Origin of the sequence: Xanthomonas sp. DAR 35659, from assembly GCF_041242975.1 — a bacterium.
In the GTDB taxonomy this organism is placed as follows: domain Bacteria; phylum Pseudomonadota; class Gammaproteobacteria; order Xanthomonadales; family Xanthomonadaceae; genus Xanthomonas_A; species Xanthomonas_A medicagonis.
This window is the reverse complement of record NZ_CP162488.1, coordinates 1,385,478-1,402,190: the sequence shown is the minus strand read 5'-3', so window position 1 is coordinate 1,402,190 and position 16,713 is coordinate 1,385,478. Positions and strand designations below refer to the sequence as shown.

14 protein-coding genes are annotated in these 16,713 nt (G+C 71.2%); 7 read left to right on the top strand and 7 right to left on the bottom strand.

Annotation, left to right across the window (positions count from 1 at the left end):
* The first annotated feature begins 65 nt into the window (after positions 1-65).
* Positions 66-1,934, top strand: a complete 1,869-nt coding sequence (locus tag AB3X07_RS05975; RefSeq protein ID WP_369943526.1) for an SLC13 family permease — start codon at positions 66-68, stop codon at positions 1,932-1,934.
* A 47-nt stretch (positions 1,935-1,981) separates the two neighbouring features.
* Here the strand turns inward: AB3X07_RS05975 and AB3X07_RS05970 are convergent, their stop codons facing one another.
* On the bottom strand, positions 1,982-2,323 hold the full coding sequence (locus tag AB3X07_RS05970; protein WP_369943525.1) for a Rieske (2Fe-2S) protein: 342 nt from the start codon (positions 2,321-2,323) through the stop codon (positions 1,982-1,984).
* A 198-nt stretch (positions 2,324-2,521) separates the two neighbouring features.
* On the opposite strand from AB3X07_RS05970, the gene AB3X07_RS05965 reads away from it, so the two are divergent.
* From AB3X07_RS05965 to AB3X07_RS05940, 6 genes are all read left to right on the top strand, one after another.
* Positions 2,522-2,794, top strand: coding sequence for a hypothetical protein (locus AB3X07_RS05965; RefSeq protein WP_369943524.1), 273 nt, complete (start codon positions 2,522-2,524; stop codon positions 2,792-2,794).
* A gap of 118 nt (positions 2,795-2,912) precedes the next feature.
* Positions 2,913-3,620 (top strand): fumarylacetoacetate hydrolase family protein, encoded by a 708-nt coding sequence (locus AB3X07_RS05960; protein WP_369943523.1) that lies wholly within the window; start codon positions 2,913-2,915, stop codon positions 3,618-3,620.
* Positions 3,621-3,722: 102 nt separating this feature from the next.
* Positions 3,723-4,142, top strand: a complete 420-nt coding sequence (gene mscL, locus AB3X07_RS05955) for a large-conductance mechanosensitive channel protein MscL (RefSeq protein WP_369943522.1) — start codon at positions 3,723-3,725, stop codon at positions 4,140-4,142.
* An 8-nt stretch (positions 4,143-4,150) separates the two neighbouring features.
* Positions 4,151-4,369 carry a hypothetical protein gene (locus AB3X07_RS05950; protein ID WP_369943521.1) on the top strand — a complete coding sequence of 73 codons (219 nt, stop codon included), beginning with the start codon at positions 4,151-4,153 and terminating at the stop codon, positions 4,367-4,369.
* A gap of 84 nt (positions 4,370-4,453) precedes the next feature.
* Positions 4,454-5,863 (top strand): M28 family peptidase, encoded by a 1,410-nt coding sequence (locus tag AB3X07_RS05945; protein WP_369943520.1) that lies wholly within the window; start codon positions 4,454-4,456, stop codon positions 5,861-5,863.
* Positions 5,864-5,920: 57 nt separating this feature from the next.
* On the top strand, positions 5,921-6,982 hold the full coding sequence (locus tag AB3X07_RS05940; protein WP_369943519.1) for a LacI family DNA-binding transcriptional regulator: 1,062 nt from the start codon (positions 5,921-5,923) through the stop codon (positions 6,980-6,982).
* A 382-nt stretch (positions 6,983-7,364) separates the two neighbouring features.
* Here AB3X07_RS05940 and AB3X07_RS05935 read toward each other — a convergent pair whose 3' ends face one another.
* The 6 genes from AB3X07_RS05935 to AB3X07_RS05910 all read right to left on the bottom strand — a co-directional run bounded on the left by AB3X07_RS05935 (position 7,365) and on the right by AB3X07_RS05910 (position 16,678).
* Complete coding sequence (locus tag AB3X07_RS05935) at positions 7,365-8,894, bottom strand: carboxylesterase/lipase family protein (protein ID WP_369943518.1); 1,530 nt, start codon at positions 8,892-8,894, stop codon at positions 7,365-7,367.
* The gene (locus AB3X07_RS05930; RefSeq protein WP_369943517.1) at positions 8,891-9,730 is read right to left on the bottom strand and encodes a TrmH family RNA methyltransferase; all 840 of its coding nucleotides are present in this window, start codon (positions 9,728-9,730) and stop codon (positions 8,891-8,893) included. Before AB3X07_RS05930 ends, AB3X07_RS05935 begins: the two co-directional genes overlap by 4 nt.
* 499 nt (positions 9,731-10,229) lie before the next feature.
* Entirely contained in the window at positions 10,230-11,687 is a 1,458-nt protein-coding gene (locus AB3X07_RS05925) for an alanine/glycine:cation symporter family protein (RefSeq protein WP_369944665.1), read from the bottom strand.
* A 145-nt stretch (positions 11,688-11,832) separates the two neighbouring features.
* Complete coding sequence (locus AB3X07_RS05920; RefSeq protein ID WP_369943516.1) at positions 11,833-12,387, bottom strand: GNAT family N-acetyltransferase; 555 nt, start codon at positions 12,385-12,387, stop codon at positions 11,833-11,835.
* Positions 12,388-12,452: 65 nt separating this feature from the next.
* Positions 12,453-15,578, bottom strand: a complete 3,126-nt coding sequence (locus AB3X07_RS05915; RefSeq protein WP_369943515.1) for an efflux RND transporter permease subunit — start codon at positions 15,576-15,578, stop codon at positions 12,453-12,455.
* On the bottom strand, positions 15,575-16,678 hold the full coding sequence (locus tag AB3X07_RS05910; RefSeq protein ID WP_369943514.1) for an efflux RND transporter periplasmic adaptor subunit: 1,104 nt from the start codon (positions 16,676-16,678) through the stop codon (positions 15,575-15,577). Before AB3X07_RS05910 ends, AB3X07_RS05915 begins: the two co-directional genes overlap by 4 nt.
* Positions 16,679-16,713: the final 35 nt, after the last annotated feature.

Here is a 16,713-nt window from a genome sequence, read left to right as displayed (position 1 = left end):
GACGACCTGCGACGGCCCGCCGCTTCTGCCATTCTCCATTCCCGATTCCCCACTCCCGGCCCCCAATGGACACCGCGCTGACGCTGACCACCGATATGAAGCTCGTGCTCGGGCTGGTCGGGTTCACGATGGCGATGTTCGTGTTCGAGCGCATCCGCGCCGACGTGGTGGCGCTGGTGGTGCTGGTGGTGCTGGGCGTGACCGGGCTGATCCCGCCGGAGGAGCTGTTCAGCGGTTTCTCCGGTAACGCGGTGATGAGCATCATCGCCACCACCATCCTCGGCGCCGGGCTGGAGCGCACCGGCGCGCTGAACCGGCTGGCCTCGTGGCTGATGCGCCGCGCGCGCGGGGTCGAGGAGCGGCTGATGCTGCTGACCACCGCCATCGCCGGGCTCAATTCCTCGTTCATGCAGAACCCTTCGGTGATGGCGCTGTACCTGCCGGTGGCCTCGCGCCTGGCCGGCCGCACCGGCCTGACCCTGCAGCGGCTGCTGCTGCCGATCGCCGCGGCGATCGTGATGGGCGGCGCGCTGACCATGGTCGGCAACTCGCCGCTGATCCTGCTCAACGACCTGCTGCAGTCGGCCAACAACAACCTGCCCTCGGGCATGGCCACGATCGAGCCGCTGCGCATGTTCGCGCCGCTGCCGATCGGCGTGGCGCTGCTGCTGGCCTCGCTGATCTACTTCCGCGTGCGCGGCGACAAGGCGCTGATGGAGGAGGAACAACTGATCAACGACGGGGTCACCCCGGCGCGCACCGAGAGCTACTTCGCCCGCACCTACGGCATCGAGGGCGACGTGTTCGAGCTGATCGTCAGCGCCGACAGCCCGCTGGTCGGGATGACCCTGGGCGAGGCCGAGACGGTGCACGACGCGCCGCTGTTGCTGGCCCTGAAGACCGGCAACGACACGCGCCTGGCGCCGCCGGCGGACATGCGCATCTGGGTCGGCAGCGTGCTCGGGGTGATGGGCGCGCGCCAGCAGGTCGCCGATTTCGCGCAGAACCAGTTCCTGCGCCTGTCCTCGCGGCTGCGCAACCTCGGCGACCTGTTCAACCCCAGCCGCGCCGGCATTTCCGAGGCGGTGATCCCGCCGACCTCGCGCTTCATCGGCAAGAGCGCGGCCGAACTGCGCCTGCGCAAGCAATCCGGGATCAGCCTGCTGGCGATCAACCGCGACAAGCAAGTGATCCGCGAGGACGTGCGCAAGGTGCCGCTGCGCGCCGGCGACATGCTGGTGTTCCACAGCATCTGGCAGGACCTGGCGCAGGCCTCGGAGAGCCGCGACTTCGTGGTGGTCACCGACTATCCGAAGGGCGAGCACCGCCCGCACAAGTTCAAGATCGCGATGACCATCTTCGCGCTGACCATCCTGATCGCGCTGACCTCCAAGCTGCCGGTGGCGCTGACCCTGATGACCGGCGTGGCCGGCATGCTGCTGACCGGGGTGCTGCGCATGGACGAGGCCTACGCCTCGATCAACTGGAAGACCGTCTTCATGATGGCCGGACTGATCCCGCTGGGCTGGGCGATGGACAGCAGCGGCGCGGCCGCCTGGGTCGCCGGCCACACCATCGCGCGCCTGCCCGAGGGCGTGCCGGTGTGGGCGCTGGAGATCGCGCTGGGCCTGCTGACCACCGCGTTCTCGCTGGTGATCAGCCATGTCGGCGCGACCATCGTGATGGTGCCGATCGCGGTCAACCTGGCGCTGGCCGCCGGCGGCAACCCCACCGCGTTCGCGCTGATCGTGGCGCTGTCGGCGTCCAACAATCTGATGACCGCGTCCAATCCGGTGATCTCGATGATCACCGGCCCGGCCAACTACCAGCCGCGCGAGCTGTGGCGGGTCGGCGGGCCGCTGTCGCTGATCTACACCGCGGTGGTGGTGTTGCTGGTCAACCTGATGTCGATGGCGTGGTGGGACGCGTTGTAGGACGCGGCACCCTCATTCGCACGGCGCGCGGTGGCGCGCCGCGTCGCTCAGGCCAGCACCACCTCGCCGCCGCGCACCGCCACCGCCACCGCGAGCAGGCTCTGCCCGCGGCACGGCCCGGACACGCAGACACCATGCTGCAGCTCGAACGCGGCGCCATGCGCGGCGCAGACCACATGCCCCTCGCGGCTCTTGAGGAATTGCCCGGGCGCCCAGTCGAGCCGGCGGCCGGCGTGCGGGCACACGTTCAACCAGGCGCGCACGCCGTCGCCGTCGCGATACAGCAGCAGCGATTCGGTCGCCTCGCCGATGTGGGCTTCGGCCTCGGCCAGGTCGCCCGGCGCGAGGTGCTCCAGGCGGGCGAGTGCGGCGGAAGATGACGCGGTCATGCACACCCTGCGACGACGCGGAAAGGGCCGCCATTCTTGCATGTCCGGGCACCGCAGCGCGGCCGCGCTTCACCTGGCGACGACATGCAAGGCCTTGACCCGACAAGTGTTAATTTTCCACTTAACGAACTTTTCACTCCGTCACAGAAGACAGGGCCGATACTGCGCCATCGGTTCCAACTGACACAGACTTCTGCCATGCGTGCACGCGTCTTCAATTTCGACCAGTTCCGGCATGTGTTCGCGCCGCGCAAGCCGCGCCATCCGCTGGTGAAGCTGGCGGTCGGGTTGCTGGGCCTGGCGATCCTCGCGGGCCTGGTGTTCGTCAGCGTGTTCGTCGGCGCGGCGATGATCCTCGGCGGCATCGCGGTGAAGCTGCTGAGCCAGCGCGGCAAGCGCGCGGCCACGCCGCGTTCGCGCGTGGTCGACGGCGAGTATCGCGTGGTGCGCAAGCCGGCCTTGCCGCTGTAAAGCCGGGATTGGGGAATCGGGATTGGGGAATCGCAAAAGCGGGTTCCGTATGCCCCTTGGATTTGGATTGAACCCATCGCGGTAGACTGCTGCATCCCTTCTGGTTGGATGCATGCTCATGAAAGACCTGTTTGCTGCTGCCGAGGCGCCGCGCGTTCCCGTGCGCGGGCTGGGCCTGTTTCCGGTGCACCGCATCTACTGCGTGGGCCGCAACTTCGCCGACCATGCGCGCGAAATGGGCGCCAGTGCGCCCGCCTCCAAGGCCGAGCGCGGGCAACCGACCTTCTTCATGAAGCCGGCCGATGCGCTGGTGATCGGCAGCGACTCCATCCCCTACCCGAGCGCGACCAGCGACCTGCACCACGAGGTGGAACTGGTGGTGGCGCTGGGCCAGGATGCGCCGGCCGGCGTGCTCGGCGCCGAGGACGCGGCGTCGCTGGTGCTGGCCTACGGCGTCGGCCTGGATCTGACCCGCCGCGACCTGCAGGCCGCGGCCAAGGCCAAGGGCCTGCCCTGGGACATCGCCAAGGGCTTCGACCGTTCCGCGCCGATCAGCGAGCTGATCCCGGCCGGCGAAGTGGGTGCGCTGGAGGCGCTGAACCTGTCGCTGGAGGTCAACGGCCAGGTGCGCCAGCAGTCGCTGCTGGACCAGATGATCTGGAACGTGCCGGAGATCCTGCACGAACTGTCGAAATTGTTCGCGCTGCGCGCCGGCGACCTGGTATTCATGGGCACGCCCGCCGGCGTGGCCGCGCTGCAGCCTGGCGACCGCTTCAGCGCGCGCCTTGAGAACGTGGCCGAACGCCACGGCGTCATCGTCGGCTGAGTCGCGCGCCGCGGCATCCATGCGGCGTGATCGGCGAACGACGACGATTGCGCTAGGCTTGCGCGGCGGCGACCGGCCCGCGCAACGATTGAGGAGCCTCCGATGGGCATGATCCGCGAATTCAAGGAATTCGCCATGCGCGGCAACGTGCTGGACCTGGCGGTCGGCGTGGTGCTCGGCGCGGCATTCGGCAAGATCGTCACCGCACTGGTGGAGAAGATCATCATGCCGCCGATCGGCATGCTCGCCGGCGGCGTGGACTTCTCGCGCTGGGCGTGGACGCTGAAGGCGGCGACGGTGGACGCGGCCGGCAAGGAAGTGCCGCCGGTGGTGATCGGCTTCGGCGACTTCCTCAACACCATCATCCAGTTCCTGATCGTGGCCTTCGCCATCTTCATGGTGGTCAAGGCGATCAACCGCATCGCGCGCAAGGAACCGCCGGCGCCCAAGGCACCGAGCGAGGAAGTGCTGCTGCTGCGCGAGATCCGCGATGCGTTGAAGCAGGATGCCGCGTCCAAGTAGTCGACTGTATGGAACACTTCGAACGCGTGAGAATTTCGTCCAAGGATCCGACTCTGTCGGAACTGGATTCTCGTGAGGGGGTGGTCGTCGGTTTTTCGGAAACCGGCGCATCCCTCTGGTACGCGATCTACGTCGATGGCAAAACATGGATGGCTCAGGAAAACGACGTGGTGCGTCTTGGCGACAAGGTGGATCCGGAAACGATTTATCCTCCTCCCACTGCGTGATTGAGTTCTAGGCACCCCGTTGCGCGACCGCAGGCAGGCCACGCGCTGCTAAGCTCGTGGCCTGCCCTGCTCGCGGAATCGCCCATGCGTCTTGCCGTCGTCATCGCCGCCCTCCTCGCCACCGCGCCCGCCGCCGCGGCGGACACCACCCGCATTCCGGACGCGGCGCTGTCCACCGCCGCGACGCTGCGCGAGCGGGCGCTGGCCGACGACACCGGCTGGAAGGTGGTCGAATCGCTGACCACCGAGATCGGCCCGCGCATGGCCGGCAGCGACGCCGATGCGCGCGCGGTGGCATGGGCCACCGCCAAATTCAAGGCGCTGGGCTTCGACAAGGTGTGGACCGAACCGGTGACGTTCCCGAAATGGGAGCGGCGCGGCGAACAGGCGCAGGTGCTGGGCGCGCACGCGCAACCGCTGCACGTCACCGCGCTGGGCGGCAGCCCGGGCGGCACGGTCGAGGCCGAGGTGGTGCGCTTCGCCGATCTGGCCGCACTGCAGGCCGCGCCGGCCGACGCGCTGCGCGGCAAGATCGCCTTCGTCGATTACCAGATGCTGCGCACCCGCGACGGCAAGGACTACGGCAACGGCGGCGCGGTGCGCAGCAAGGGGCCGTCGGAGGCGATCCGCAAGGGCGCGATCGGGTTCGTGATGCGCTCGGCCGGCACCGACTCGCACCGCGTGCCGCACACCGGCATCACCCGCTTCGAGGAAGGCCTGACCCCGGTCCCGGCGGCGGCGCTGTCGGTGCCCGACGCCAACCAACTGGCGCGGCTGGTCGCACGCGGCCCGGTGCGGCTGCGCCTGGCGCTGGACTGCGGCTGGGACGGCCAGGCCACCTCCTACAACGTGATCGGCGAGATCACCGGGCGCAGCAAGCCCAAGGACGTGGTGGTGATCGGCGGCCACCTGGATTCGTGGGACCTGGGCACCGGCGCGATCGACGACGGCGCCGGGGTCGGCATCAGCATGGCCGCCGGGCACCTGATCGGCCAGCTCAAGCGCGCGCCCAAGCGCACCATCCGCGTGGTCGCCTTCGCCAACGAAGAACAGGGACTTTACGGCGGCAAGGCCTATGCGCAGGCGCACGCCAAGGACGTGGCGCTGCACCAGATCGCCGCCGAGAGCGACTTCGGCGCCGGCCGCATCTATGCGTTCAACACCGGCTCCGGCGACGCCGCCGGCTCGCGCGAGGCGACCCGGCAGATCGCCGAGGCGCTGGCGCCGCTGGGCATCGCCTATGCGCCGGATGCCGGCGGCCCCGGCCCGGACGTGGGTCCGCTCGCCGCCAAGGGCGGCGCCTGGGCGTGGCTGGCGCAGGACGGCAGCGACTACTTCGACCTGCACCACACCGCCGACGACACCCTCGACAAGATCGACCCCAAGGCGCTGGCGCAGAACGTCGCCGCCTACGCGGTGTTCGCCTACCTGGCCGCGGAAGCGGACGGCGGCTTCGGCAGCCAGGCCAAGACAGTGGAACCGCCCAGGGAGTAAGCTGCCAGGCCTGCCGCGGGGATGCGCGCAGGTTCCTTTCGCAATGCCAGGACCACGATGGGCAAACGGCAAGGTCGGACAGGCTCGGCGGTGACGCTGCTGGATGTGGCGCGACACGCGGGGGTTTCGCCGATGACCGCCTCGCGCGTGATCAACCGCCACCCGCGCGTGGGCGCGGCGATGCGCGAGCGCGTGGAGGCCTCGATCAAGACGCTGGGCTACCGGCCCAACCTGGCCGGACGCTCCTTGCGCACCGCCAGCCTGGCGCGGATCGGCGTGCTCTACAGCAATCCCAGCGCGGCCTATCTCAACCAGTTCATGCTCGGCATCCTCGAGCAGAGCAGCCTGGACGGCAGCCAGGTGCTGGTGGAAAAGAGCGACGACATGGGCAGCCAGCGCGCGGCCACCGAGCGCCTGCTCGACGGTGGCGTGGACGGGGTGATCCTGCCGCCGCCGCTGTGCGATTCGCAGCAGACCATCGCCGAACTGGATGCGCGCGGCATTCCGGTGGTCGCGGTCGCCACCGGCGCGCCGTTGCCCGGCGTCAGCTCGGTGCGCATCGACGACTACCAGGCCGCCTGCGCGATCACCCAGCATCTGATCGACCTCGGCCACCGCGACATCGGCTTCATCAGCGGCGACCCCAAGCACACCCCGAGCGCGCTGCGCAGCCGCGCGTTCTTCGACACCATGGCCGCGGCCGGGCTGCCGGTGGCGCCCACGCGCGTGGCCGAGGGCCTGTTCACCTACCGCTCCGGCCTGCTCGCCGCGACCGCGCTGCTGCACGCCACGCCGCGCCCGAGCGCGATCCTGTGCAGCAACGACGACATGGCCGCGGCCGCGGTCGCGATCGCCTACGGCCTGCGCCTGCGCGTGCCCGAGGACCTGTCGATCGCCGGCTTCGACGACACCCCGGTGGCGACCACGATCTGGCCGGAGTTGACCACCATCCATCAACCCGTCGCCGCGATGGGCCGCGCCGCGGTCGCGTTGCTGCTCGGCGAGATTCGTCAGCGCCGCGACGGCCTGCCCAACCGCGGCGTGCACCAGGTGATGAAGTACACGCTGGTGACGCGCGGCTCGACGGCGCCGCCCGCGGGGGCGGTCGCGACGTCGTGACGGGTGGCGGGCGGCGTCCGGCCTGCCTGCGGTGGAACTCGCGGACGCCGTGGCGGGTGGCGTTGGCCATCAGCCGCGGCGGCGTGCCCGGTAACGGTCGGCGCGACTGAAGGGAACCCCGAAAACCCTCGCGTTCGGAATCTGCGCGGTAGGACATCGCCGGCGTGTCCGGTTTCCTGTCGCGGCTGAAGCCGCTCCTACAGGGGCGCTCGCCTTTTGTAGGAGCGGCTTCAGCCGCGACAGGGAAATGAAACGGTCGCGACGCCACGCCGCCCATGGCGAACGCGGCGCCCACGCCAGCCACCGAGTCGCTCCCACCAGCGCATCGCGCGGACCGTGCGCGCCGCGCCGCACGGCACCGGATGCAGCGCGCCATGCGTGACTACGGCAGATCGAGCAGCGCGCAGGGCTCGCGCCGCAGGCCGGTCAGCGCCTGCGCGCCGTGCTGGTCGAAACGCAACGAGGCCTGGGTCGGCGCGAACGCCGGCCACTGCGGCAGGCCGGCGACGTTGGGGTCGCCGTTGCGCGCGAACGCGGCCCAGTAGCGTTGCAGGTTCAACGGCGGCTGCCCGATCGGCAGGCCCTTGAACACGAACGGCAATTCGGCGCTGTGGGTCACGCGGCCGCCAGGCGCGGCCAGATCGAACTCGTAGTGCCACACCGGCGCGTCGTGCCGCATCTGCGCGCGCGCCACCGCCAGCGCCGGGCAGCGGAAGGTCAGGTCGGTGGCCAATTGCATCGCCGCGTCGCCGTAGCGCGGGTCCGGCGCGGTGGCGGGGCCGTGGTACGCCGCCAGCACCTGCGCGGCCTGCGCCGGGTAGTCGCGGCGCAGCCGCGCCTCGGCCGCGCCGGCGCCACCGTAGGTCAGCTCCTGCGCGACGCTGCCGAGCAGCAGCGGCACGCGCGGCTGCGTGGCGTCGGCGAGCAGCGCCGCCGGCGCGCGCGGCAGCACGTGGCCATCGACGATGGCCTGCAGCCACACGTAGCCGTCGTCGTCCAACGCCGGTACGTCGACGCCTTGTGCCGCCGCGATCACGGCATCCGCGGGCAACCGGCGCAAGGCCGCCAGGCGCTGCTTCGGCGCGACCCCGGCACGCTGCGCGATCGTCGCGCCCAGCGCCTCGTTCTCGGCCAGGCTGCGCGGCGGCAGGCCGAAGCCGGCGGTGCCGCTCTGTTCGATCGCCGCGCGAAACAGGCCCCGCGCCAGCGGCGACAGCTGCAGCAGGCCCACGTCCTGCGCGCCGGCCGACTGGCCGAAGATCGTCACCCGCGCCGGGTCGCCGCCGAAGCGGGCGATGTTGTCGCGCACCCAGCGCAGCGCCGCGATCTGGTCGAGCAAGGCGTAGTTGCCGGACCCGTGCCGGCCGGACTCCTTACTCAACTCGGGCAAGGACAGAAAGCCGAACACGCCCAGCCGGTACTGCACGGTGACCAGCACCACGTCCTGCTGCACCAGCGAGGACGGCAGGATGTCGGCGCCGCCGGCGATGTTGGCGCCGCCGTGGATCCACACCATCACCGGGCGCCTGGCCGCCGGGTCCAGCTGCGGGGTCTGCACTTCCACGTACAGGCAGTCCTCGCTGGAACGCTGCGCGAACGCCGTGTTCCAGCCGATCGCCGGCTGCGCGCAGTTGGGCGCCTGCTGGCGGGCATCGCGCACGCGGTGCCAGCGCGCCGGCGGCTGCGGCGGCCGCCAGCGCCGCGCGCCGGTCGGCGGCGCGGCGAACGGGATGGCGCGGAACAATACGCTGCCGTCGGCCTGGACCTGGCCGCGCAGGGTGCCCGCGGCCAGCGTCACCTGCGGCGCGGCGGCGGTGGCCGTCGGCGCGTCATCGGCCGGCGTGATCGCCGCGGCCCAAGGCGCTAGCGCCAGCAGGCATGCGCCCGCCAGACCTCGCCATGCCCGCCTCATCGCCGCGCTCCCGCGTGCCCGATGCGGCTGCGCCAGGCGCCGAGCAGCACCGCCGTGGCCGCGGCCACGTTGAGGCTCTCCACCGCGCCGCTGCCGGGAATCGACAGGCGCAGTTCGCAGGCCTTGGCGAAGTCGCGGTCCATGCCCGCGCTCTCGGCGCCCATCACATACACCAGGCGCGGCGGCAGCGCCGCGGCGAACACGTTCTCGCCGCCGTCCACCAGCGTCGCCGCCAGCGCGAAGCCGGCCGCGCGCAACTGCGCCAGGGCCTGCTCGGTCGCCGGCAACCGTACCAGCGGCACCGCTTCGGCGCCGCCCTCGGCCACGCGCGCGGCGGCGCCGGACAGCGCCAGCGTCGCCGTGTCCGGCAGCAGGATCGCGGCGGCGCCGAAATGCGCGGCCGAGCGCAGGATCGCGCCGAAGTTGTGCGGATTGCCGACCCCGTCCAGCCACAGCGCCAGCGCCGGGCCCGGGGGCAGCGCCTGCAGCCATGCCGCCAGCGGCGCGGGCTCCTCGCGCAGCACGTCGGCGACCACGCCTTCGTGGTGCGCGCTGGCCGCCAGCTTGTTCAGATCGGCCTCGTCCACCACCCGGTAACCGACGCGATTCGCCACGCACCACTTGAGCAGGGGCTGCAGCGCGGGGATGCGCGCCTCGGCCAGGTACAGCTTGCGGATCGCGTCCGGCCGCCGCGCGTGCACCGCACGCACCGCATTGAGCCCGTACAGGCGCAGTTCGCCGCGATTGGCGTCGGCCGCGCGCGGGACGGCGGCGCTGCGTTCCGGCGGCGCCGGCGGGCGCGGGCCGCGTGGGCGATTGCCCCAGGGATTGGTCATCGCGGCACGCTCGACGGTGCGTCCGGCGCGCGGACGGCGGCGCGAGGGGAAGAAAGGACATGGCACATGGGCAAGGTCTCCTGGACCGCAACGGCAACGCGCCGTCTCGGCGCGACCGGGGAATTCTCGCTCATCCTCGGGATCGACGGGGGAAAGCCGCCTTACGCAAAGCGGAGCGCTGGCCCGGCAGCGCGAGAGTCCACGCGTCGGAGGGACCGAGGCACGGTGCGTGGCGGATGCGGCGGCGCGCGCGAAACGCGATGCGTTGCAAGGCGCCGTCGCATCCCGGGGTCGCACGCGCGCCGCCGGCGCACGATGCCCATCGCGGGTTTGACTTCAATGCCACGCGATGGCCGCACGCGGAGCGGCCATCGCGGCGCGGCGCGCGGCGCCAGGGGCCGTCGACGTGCGATCGATGCGTGCCGACGCAACGCCAGGAACGTGGCCGCGCGACCCGGCCCGGTCGCGCCGCCCCGCCCCGCGCCCGCCGGCGCGCCGATCAACCGTTGCGCGGCGCCGGGTGCAGGCGCTCGTGCCACAGATCGGCATTCTTGATGCCCAGCGGCAGCGGATCGAACACCGGGTCCAGCCCGGCCTTCTTCTGGCGCTCGTAGTCGCGCAGCGCCAGCAGCGCCGGCTTCTGCAGGATCAGGATGGCGATGATGTTGAGCCAGGCCATCAGGCCCACGCCGATGTCGCCCAGCGACCAGGCCAGCTTGGCGTCGTGGAAGGCGCCGAAGATCACCATGCCCAGGATGCCGAGCCGCAGCACCAGCACCGTCAGCGGCCGCCGGCGGTTGCCGTTGATGTAGCTGAGGTTGGTCTCGGCCATGTAGTAATAGGCCATGATCGTGGTGAAGGCGAAGAAGAACAGCGCCAGCGCCACGAAGCCGGCGCCCCAACCCGGCAGGATCGCGTCCACCGCGGCCTGCGCGTAGCCCGGCCCTTCCTGCACGCCGCGCAGGCCGGCGAACAGGTGCTCGCCGCCGCTGGGCGCGTAGACGTTGTACTTGCCGGTGGCCAGGATCAGGAACGCGGTGGCGGTGCACACCATCATCGTGTCGAAGTAGATCGCGAAGGCCTGCACGTAGCCCTGCTTGGCCGGATGCGAGACCTCGGCCGCCGCGGCGGCGTGCGGGCCGGTGCCCTGCCCGGCCTCGTTGGCGTAGATGCCGCGCTTGACGCCCCACTCCACCGCCAGCCCGAGCAAGGCGCCGAAAGCAGCGTGCGCGCCGAACGCGCTGCGGAAGATGATCGAGAACATCTCCGGCACCCGCTCGGCGTTGAGCACCATCACCACCACCGCCATCAGGATGTAGCCCAGCGCCATGAACGGCACCACGATCTCGGCGAAGTTGGCGATGCGCTTGACCCCGCCGAAGATAATCACCGCCAGCAGCAGCGCCACGCTCGCGCCGATCCCCAGCTTCAGCGCCTGCGCCGCCGGCAGGCCCAGCCACTGGCCGTCGAGCGGGCCGCACAGCGCGCCGCCGCGGCAGGCGTTGACCACGCTGTCGGCGATCGCGTTGGCCTGCACGCCGGGCATCAGGAAGCCGGTGGCGACGATGGTGGCCAGCGCGAACAGCAGCGCGTACCACTTCAGCCCCATCGCCTTCTCGATGTAGTAGGCCGGGCCGCCGCGGTAGCGGCCGTCGGCGTCCTTGACCTTGTAGATCTGCGCCAGGGTCGATTCGATGTACGAGGTGGAGGCGCCGAAGAAGCCCATCACCCACATCCAGAAGATCGCGCCCGGCCCGCCGAAGGCGATCGCGGTGGCGACGCCGGCGATGTTGCCGATGCCGATGCGTCCGGCCATCGACATCGCCAGCGCCTGGAACGAGGACACGCCGGCGTCGGACTTCTGCCCGCCGATGGTCAGGCGCAGCATTTCCACGAAGCCGCGCACCTGCATGAAGCGGGTGCGGATGGTGAAGTACAGGCCGGCGGCCAGGCACATGAAGATCAGCGCCTTGCTCCAGATCAAGCCGTTCAATGCAGTGATGATCGATTCCACGCAGTTCCCCGAGACCCAAGAAGGACGCCCCACGTGCGGGGGCAATCTCGATTGTGCATGAATCGGCGCTGACTTCCGAACCCAGGTTTCACTCTGGCGCGTACAGGCGCCCGAACAGATGCAGGTCGTGCAGGCGCCCGTGCTTGCGGATCGCGCCGCGGCGCACCCCTTCTCGCGCGAAACCGTTCTTCTCCAGGACCCGCGCCGAGGCGGGATTGATGTCCAGCACGCTGGTCTCGATACGCGCCAGGCGCAGCGCCGGCACCGCCCAGTGCAGATAGGCGGCGACGATGCGGGTCATGCGCCCCTGGCCCCAGTAGCGCCGCCCCAGCCAGTAGCCCAGTTCGCCGACGTGCGCGCGCTCGCCAGTGCCGACCCGCACCGCGATGCTGCCGCAGGCCTCGCCGTCGATCTCGATCGCCAGCAGCGGATGCGCCAGGTCGATCACGCGTCCGGCCAGGAACGCCTCGCCGTCGGCGCGCGTATACGGATGCGGGAAGCGGTCGCTGAGCCCGCGCACCACCTGCGCATCGTCGGCATGGCGCAGCAGCGCCGGCAGGTCGTCGCCGCGCCAGCGGCGCAGGCGCAGATCGTCCAGGTCCAGGCGCAGATCGCGCCAGCGGTCTTCGGCAACGGCATGCATGAGCGTTCCTCGCGATCGGCGGCACGCGCAGCATAGCGCCGCCGCCGGCGCGCAGCGGCACGCCGCTAGGCGTGCCCGCCGACCGACGGCGTTTCCGTCTCCAGTTGCCGCAGGCGCTGTTTCAACGCGTCCGGCGAGCGCGTGTACGGCGCCAGCAGCGCATAGAACGCCGGCACCACGAACAGCGACAGCAGCGTGGACACCGACACGCCGAAGATCACCACGATGCCGATGGTGGCGCGGCTGGCCGAGCCGGGACCGCCGGCGACCACCAGCGGGATCGCGCCGACCACGGTGGCCAGCGAGGTCATCAGGATCGGCCGCAGGCGCACCGCGGCCGACTCCACGATCGCCGCGCGCACGCTGCGGCCCTCGTCGCGCAACTGATTGGCGAACTCCACGATCAGGATGCCGTTCTTGGCCGCCAACCCGACCAGCATCACGATGCCAATCTGGCTGAACAGGTTGAGCGTGCCGCCGCTGAGCGCCAGCCCGATCAGCGCGCCGAGCACGCCCAGCGGCACCGTCAGCATGATCACCAGCGGATGGATGAAGCTCTCGAATTGCGCGGCCAGCACCAGGTAGACGATCAGCAGCGCCAGGGCGAAGGTCAGCAACACCGCGCCACCGGCCTTCTGGTACTCGCGCGATTCGCCCTTCCAGTCGATCTGCGCGTAGTCCGGCAGTTCCTCGCGCGCCACCTGCTGCGCCCAGGTGATCGCCTCGCCGAGCGGATAGCCCGGGGCCAGGCCGGCGTTGATGGTGATCGCGCGCAGGCGGTTGAAACGGTGCAGGTTGCCCGGCTCGGCCACCTCGCGCAGGCTCACCAGGTTGGACAGCGGGATCAGTTGGCCGTTGTCGGCGCGCACGCGGATCGCGGCCAGGTCGTCCGGGCTGGCGCGTCCGTCGCGGCTGGCCTGCAGCATCACGTCGTACTCCTCGCCGTTGTCGACGAAGGTGGTGACCTGGCGCGCGCCCATCAGCGTCTCCAGCGCGCGGCCGATCTCGGTGACCGGCACGCCGAGGTCGGCGGCGCGTTGCCGGTCGATCTCCACCCGCATCTGCGGGCGCGTCTCCTTGTAGTCCGAGTCGGCGCCGACCAGGCCGGGATTGTCGGCGATGCGCGCCAGGATGCGGTCGCGCCATTGCGCGATCTCGGCGTAGTCGGGGCCGCCGAGCACGATCTGGAACGGTTGCCCGCGGCTGTTGACCAGGCCGCCGCCGACCTGGGTGCGCGCGCGCACGCCGGGCAGCGCGGCCAGTTCCTGCTGCAGCCGCGCGGCGACGTCGGCGGTGGCGACGTCGCGCTGTCCCCAGTCCTGCAGGAACACGCTGACCCGCCCGGTATGCATCTCCTCGCTGGCGCCGAAACTGCCGGGCACGCGCGGGTTGGCGCGCCGGATCGGCTTGCCCTCGCCACGGTAGCGGTCGAGGACGCGCTCCACCTGGTGCATCTGCCCGACGGTGTAGTCGAACCCGGCGCCCTCGGGCGCATCGACCATGACCTGGAACGAGCCGCGGTCCTCGGCCGGCGCCAGTTCCGAGGGGATGTAGCGCGCCAGCAGCGCGCTGGCCGCCACCGCCGCCAGCAGCAGCGCGCCGAACAGCCAGTAGCGGCCGACATGGCGCTCGAGTACGCGCCGGTAGCGCTCGCTGACGCCGCGCAGCCGCGCATCGATCCAGCCATGCAGGCGGTTCGGCGTCTCCCTGGCGTGCGCCTTGAGCAGCTTGGAGGACATCATCGGGGTCAGGGTCAGCGCGACGAAGGCGGAGATCGCCACCGCCGCCGCCAGCGCCACCGCCAGTTCGCGGAACAGGCGCCCGGTGTTGCCCTCCAGGAAGCCCACCGGCAGGAACACCGCCACCAGCACCGCGGTGGTGGCGATCACCGCGAAGGCGACCTGCGCGGTGCCGCGCCGCGCCGCGACCAGCGCCGGTTCGCCCAGGTCCACGCGGCGCTGGATGTTCTCCACCACCACGATCGCATCGTCCACCACCAGGCCGATGCACAGCACCAGGGCGAGCAGGGTCAGCAGGTTGATCGAGAAGCCGAACGCGTACAGCGCGATGAACGCGGCGATCAGGCACACCGGCACCGTCACCGCCGGGATCAGCGCCGCGCGCACGCTGCCCAGGAACAGCCAGATCACCACCAGCACCAGCACCACCGCCTCGATCAGCGTGTGGTACACGCGCTCGACCGAGGCATCGATGAACACCGTGCTGTCGAAGGCGACGAAGATGTTGGTGCCCTTTGGCAGGGTCTGCTGGATCTGCTGCGCGGCCGCGCGCGCGGCGCGGGCCACGTCCAGGCTGTTGGCGGTGGAGGTCTTGACGATGCCCAGGCCGACGTTGGGCACGCCGTTGCTGCGGAAGTAGGCGCGGCGCTCGGCCGAGGCCAGTTCCACCTTGGCCACGTCGCCCAGCCGCACCACGTAGCCGTCCTCGCCCTTGCGCAGCGGGATCGCGGCGAAGTCGGCCGGCGTGCGGTAGCCGCGCTCCACGCGCAGGGTGAAGTCGCGGTCGGCCGATTCCAGCCGCCCGGCCGGCAGTTCCACGTTCTCGCGCGCCAGCGCGGTCTCCACGTCGGCGACGGTGAGCCCGCGCGCGGCGAGCTGGTCGCGTTCCAGCCAGATCCGCATCGCGTAGCGCTGGCGCCCGCCCAGCCGCACCTGGGCGACGCCGTCGATGCTGGACAGGCGGTCGACCACATAGCGTTCGGCGTAGTCGGACAGCTGCAGCGCGTCCATCGTGCTGGAGCTCATGTTGAGCCACAGGATCGCGTCGGCGTCGGCCTCGACCTTGGCGATCTCCGGCGGATCGGCCTCGTCCGGCATGCGGTCGAGCACCCGGCTGACCGCGTCGCGCACGTCGTTGGCGGCGGCCTCGATGTCGCGGCTGGCGCGGAACTCGATGCTGATGTCGGCCACGCCGTTGGAACTGCGCGCCTCGATCGTCTCGATGCCCTCGATGCCGGCCAGCGCATCCTCGAGCACCTGGGTGATGCGGCTCTCCACCACCGCCGCCGAGGCGCCGGGATAGCGCACCTCCACCGACACGATCGGCGGGTCGATCGCCGGCAACTCGCGCAGGGTCAGCCGGCTGTACGCCATCACCCCCAGCACCACCAGCAACAGGCTCATCACCGCGGCGAACACCGGCCGGGTGATGGAGACGTCGGACAGCTTCATCGCGCGCGTTCCGCAGCGCCGCTGGCGGCGCCGGGCGGCTTGGAAGCGGCAGCGGCCGTGGACGCGGCATCGACCACCGCCACGCCCGGGCGCAACTTGCCGGTGCCGTCGACGACGATGCGCTGGCCGGCCTCCAGCCCCTCGAGGATCTCGACCAGGCCGCTGCGGCGCACGCCGGTGCGCACGTCCACGCGCTCGACCTTGCCGTCCGCGGCCACGCGGTACACGAAGGCGTCGCGGCCGACCTGCACCACCGCGATCTCCGGGATCACCAGCGCCTGCCGTTCGGGCCGGTACAGGCGCACGTCCATCAGCATGCCCGGGCGCAGCGCGCGGTCGGCATTGTCGAAATCGGCGCGCACGGTGATCGCGCGGGTGGCGCTGTCCACGCGCGCGTCGATGGTGCTGACCGCGCCCTCGAAACTGCGCCCCGGATACGCCACGCTGGCGCCGCCGACCTTGTCGCCGACGGACACCGAGGCCATCGCCGCTTCCGGCACCTGGAAATCCACGTAGACCCGCGCCACGTCGTCGAGGGTGGCGATGGTCGCGTCCGGGGTCAGCAGCGAGCCCGGGCTGATCTGGCGCAGGCCGAGCACGCCGGCGAACGGGGCGCGCACGCTGCGGTCGCCGATGTCCGCGCGCATCTGCAGCACCCGCGCCTCGGCGGCGTCGCGCAGCGCGCGCTGCGTGTCCAGTTGCGCGCGCGAGACCAGTTGCCGCCCGACCAGTTCGCTCTGCCGCCGGTACAGTTGCTCGGCTTCGGTGAAGGTGGCCTCGGCCTCGCGCAGCGCGGCCTGCTGGCCCTGCCCGCGCAGCGTCACCAGCGGCGCGCCCGCGGCCACTTCCTGGCCGCTCTCGAAGTGCACCCGCTCCACGATCTCGCTGACCTTGGCGGTCAGCGTCACCGACTCGCGGGCCTTGACCGTGCCCAGCGAGGACAGGCTGTCGCTCCACGGCCGGGGCGCCACCGTCTGCAGGGTCACCGGGACCTCGTCGGCGGACTTGGCCGGCGCGGGCGGTTTGCCGCAGCCGATCAGCACGATGGACAGCGAGACGAGGCACGCCAGGCGGACGCCGGCGCGTGGTCGGTGCGGCATGGGGATCCCGGCGCGTGAGGTCGGCCCCAGTGTAA

What these genes read in the sequence shown, in the direction of transcription:
- AB3X07_RS05975 (WP_369943526.1), top strand. Translation starts at nt 66, where the DNA reads ATGGACACCGCGCTGACGCTGACCACCGATATGAAGCTCGTGCTCGGG.
- AB3X07_RS05970 (WP_369943525.1), bottom strand. Translation starts at nt 2,323, where the DNA reads ATGACCGCGTCATCTTCCGCCGCACTCGCCCGCCTGGAGCACCTCGCG.
- AB3X07_RS05965 (WP_369943524.1), top strand. Translation starts at nt 2,522, where the DNA reads ATGCGTGCACGCGTCTTCAATTTCGACCAGTTCCGGCATGTGTTCGCG.
- AB3X07_RS05960 (WP_369943523.1), top strand. Translation starts at nt 2,913, where the DNA reads ATGAAAGACCTGTTTGCTGCTGCCGAGGCGCCGCGCGTTCCCGTGCGC.
- mscL (WP_369943522.1), top strand. Translation starts at nt 3,723, where the DNA reads ATGGGCATGATCCGCGAATTCAAGGAATTCGCCATGCGCGGCAACGTG.
- AB3X07_RS05950 (WP_369943521.1), top strand. Translation starts at nt 4,151, where the DNA reads ATGGAACACTTCGAACGCGTGAGAATTTCGTCCAAGGATCCGACTCTG.
- AB3X07_RS05945 (WP_369943520.1), top strand. Translation starts at nt 4,454, where the DNA reads ATGCGTCTTGCCGTCGTCATCGCCGCCCTCCTCGCCACCGCGCCCGCC.
- AB3X07_RS05940 (WP_369943519.1), top strand. Translation starts at nt 5,921, where the DNA reads ATGGGCAAACGGCAAGGTCGGACAGGCTCGGCGGTGACGCTGCTGGAT.
- AB3X07_RS05935 (WP_369943518.1), bottom strand. Translation starts at nt 8,894, where the DNA reads ATGAGGCGGGCATGGCGAGGTCTGGCGGGCGCATGCCTGCTGGCGCTA.
- AB3X07_RS05930 (WP_369943517.1), bottom strand. Translation starts at nt 9,730, where the DNA reads ATGACCAATCCCTGGGGCAATCGCCCACGCGGCCCGCGCCCGCCGGCG.
- AB3X07_RS05925 (WP_369944665.1), bottom strand. Translation starts at nt 11,687, where the DNA reads ATGTGCCTGGCCGCCGGCCTGTACTTCACCATCCGCACCCGCTTCATG.
- AB3X07_RS05920 (WP_369943516.1), bottom strand. Translation starts at nt 12,387, where the DNA reads ATGCATGCCGTTGCCGAAGACCGCTGGCGCGATCTGCGCCTGGACCTG.
- AB3X07_RS05915 (WP_369943515.1), bottom strand. Translation starts at nt 15,578, where the DNA reads ATGAAGCTGTCCGACGTCTCCATCACCCGGCCGGTGTTCGCCGCGGTG.
- AB3X07_RS05910 (WP_369943514.1), bottom strand. Translation starts at nt 16,678, where the DNA reads ATGCCGCACCGACCACGCGCCGGCGTCCGCCTGGCGTGCCTCGTCTCG.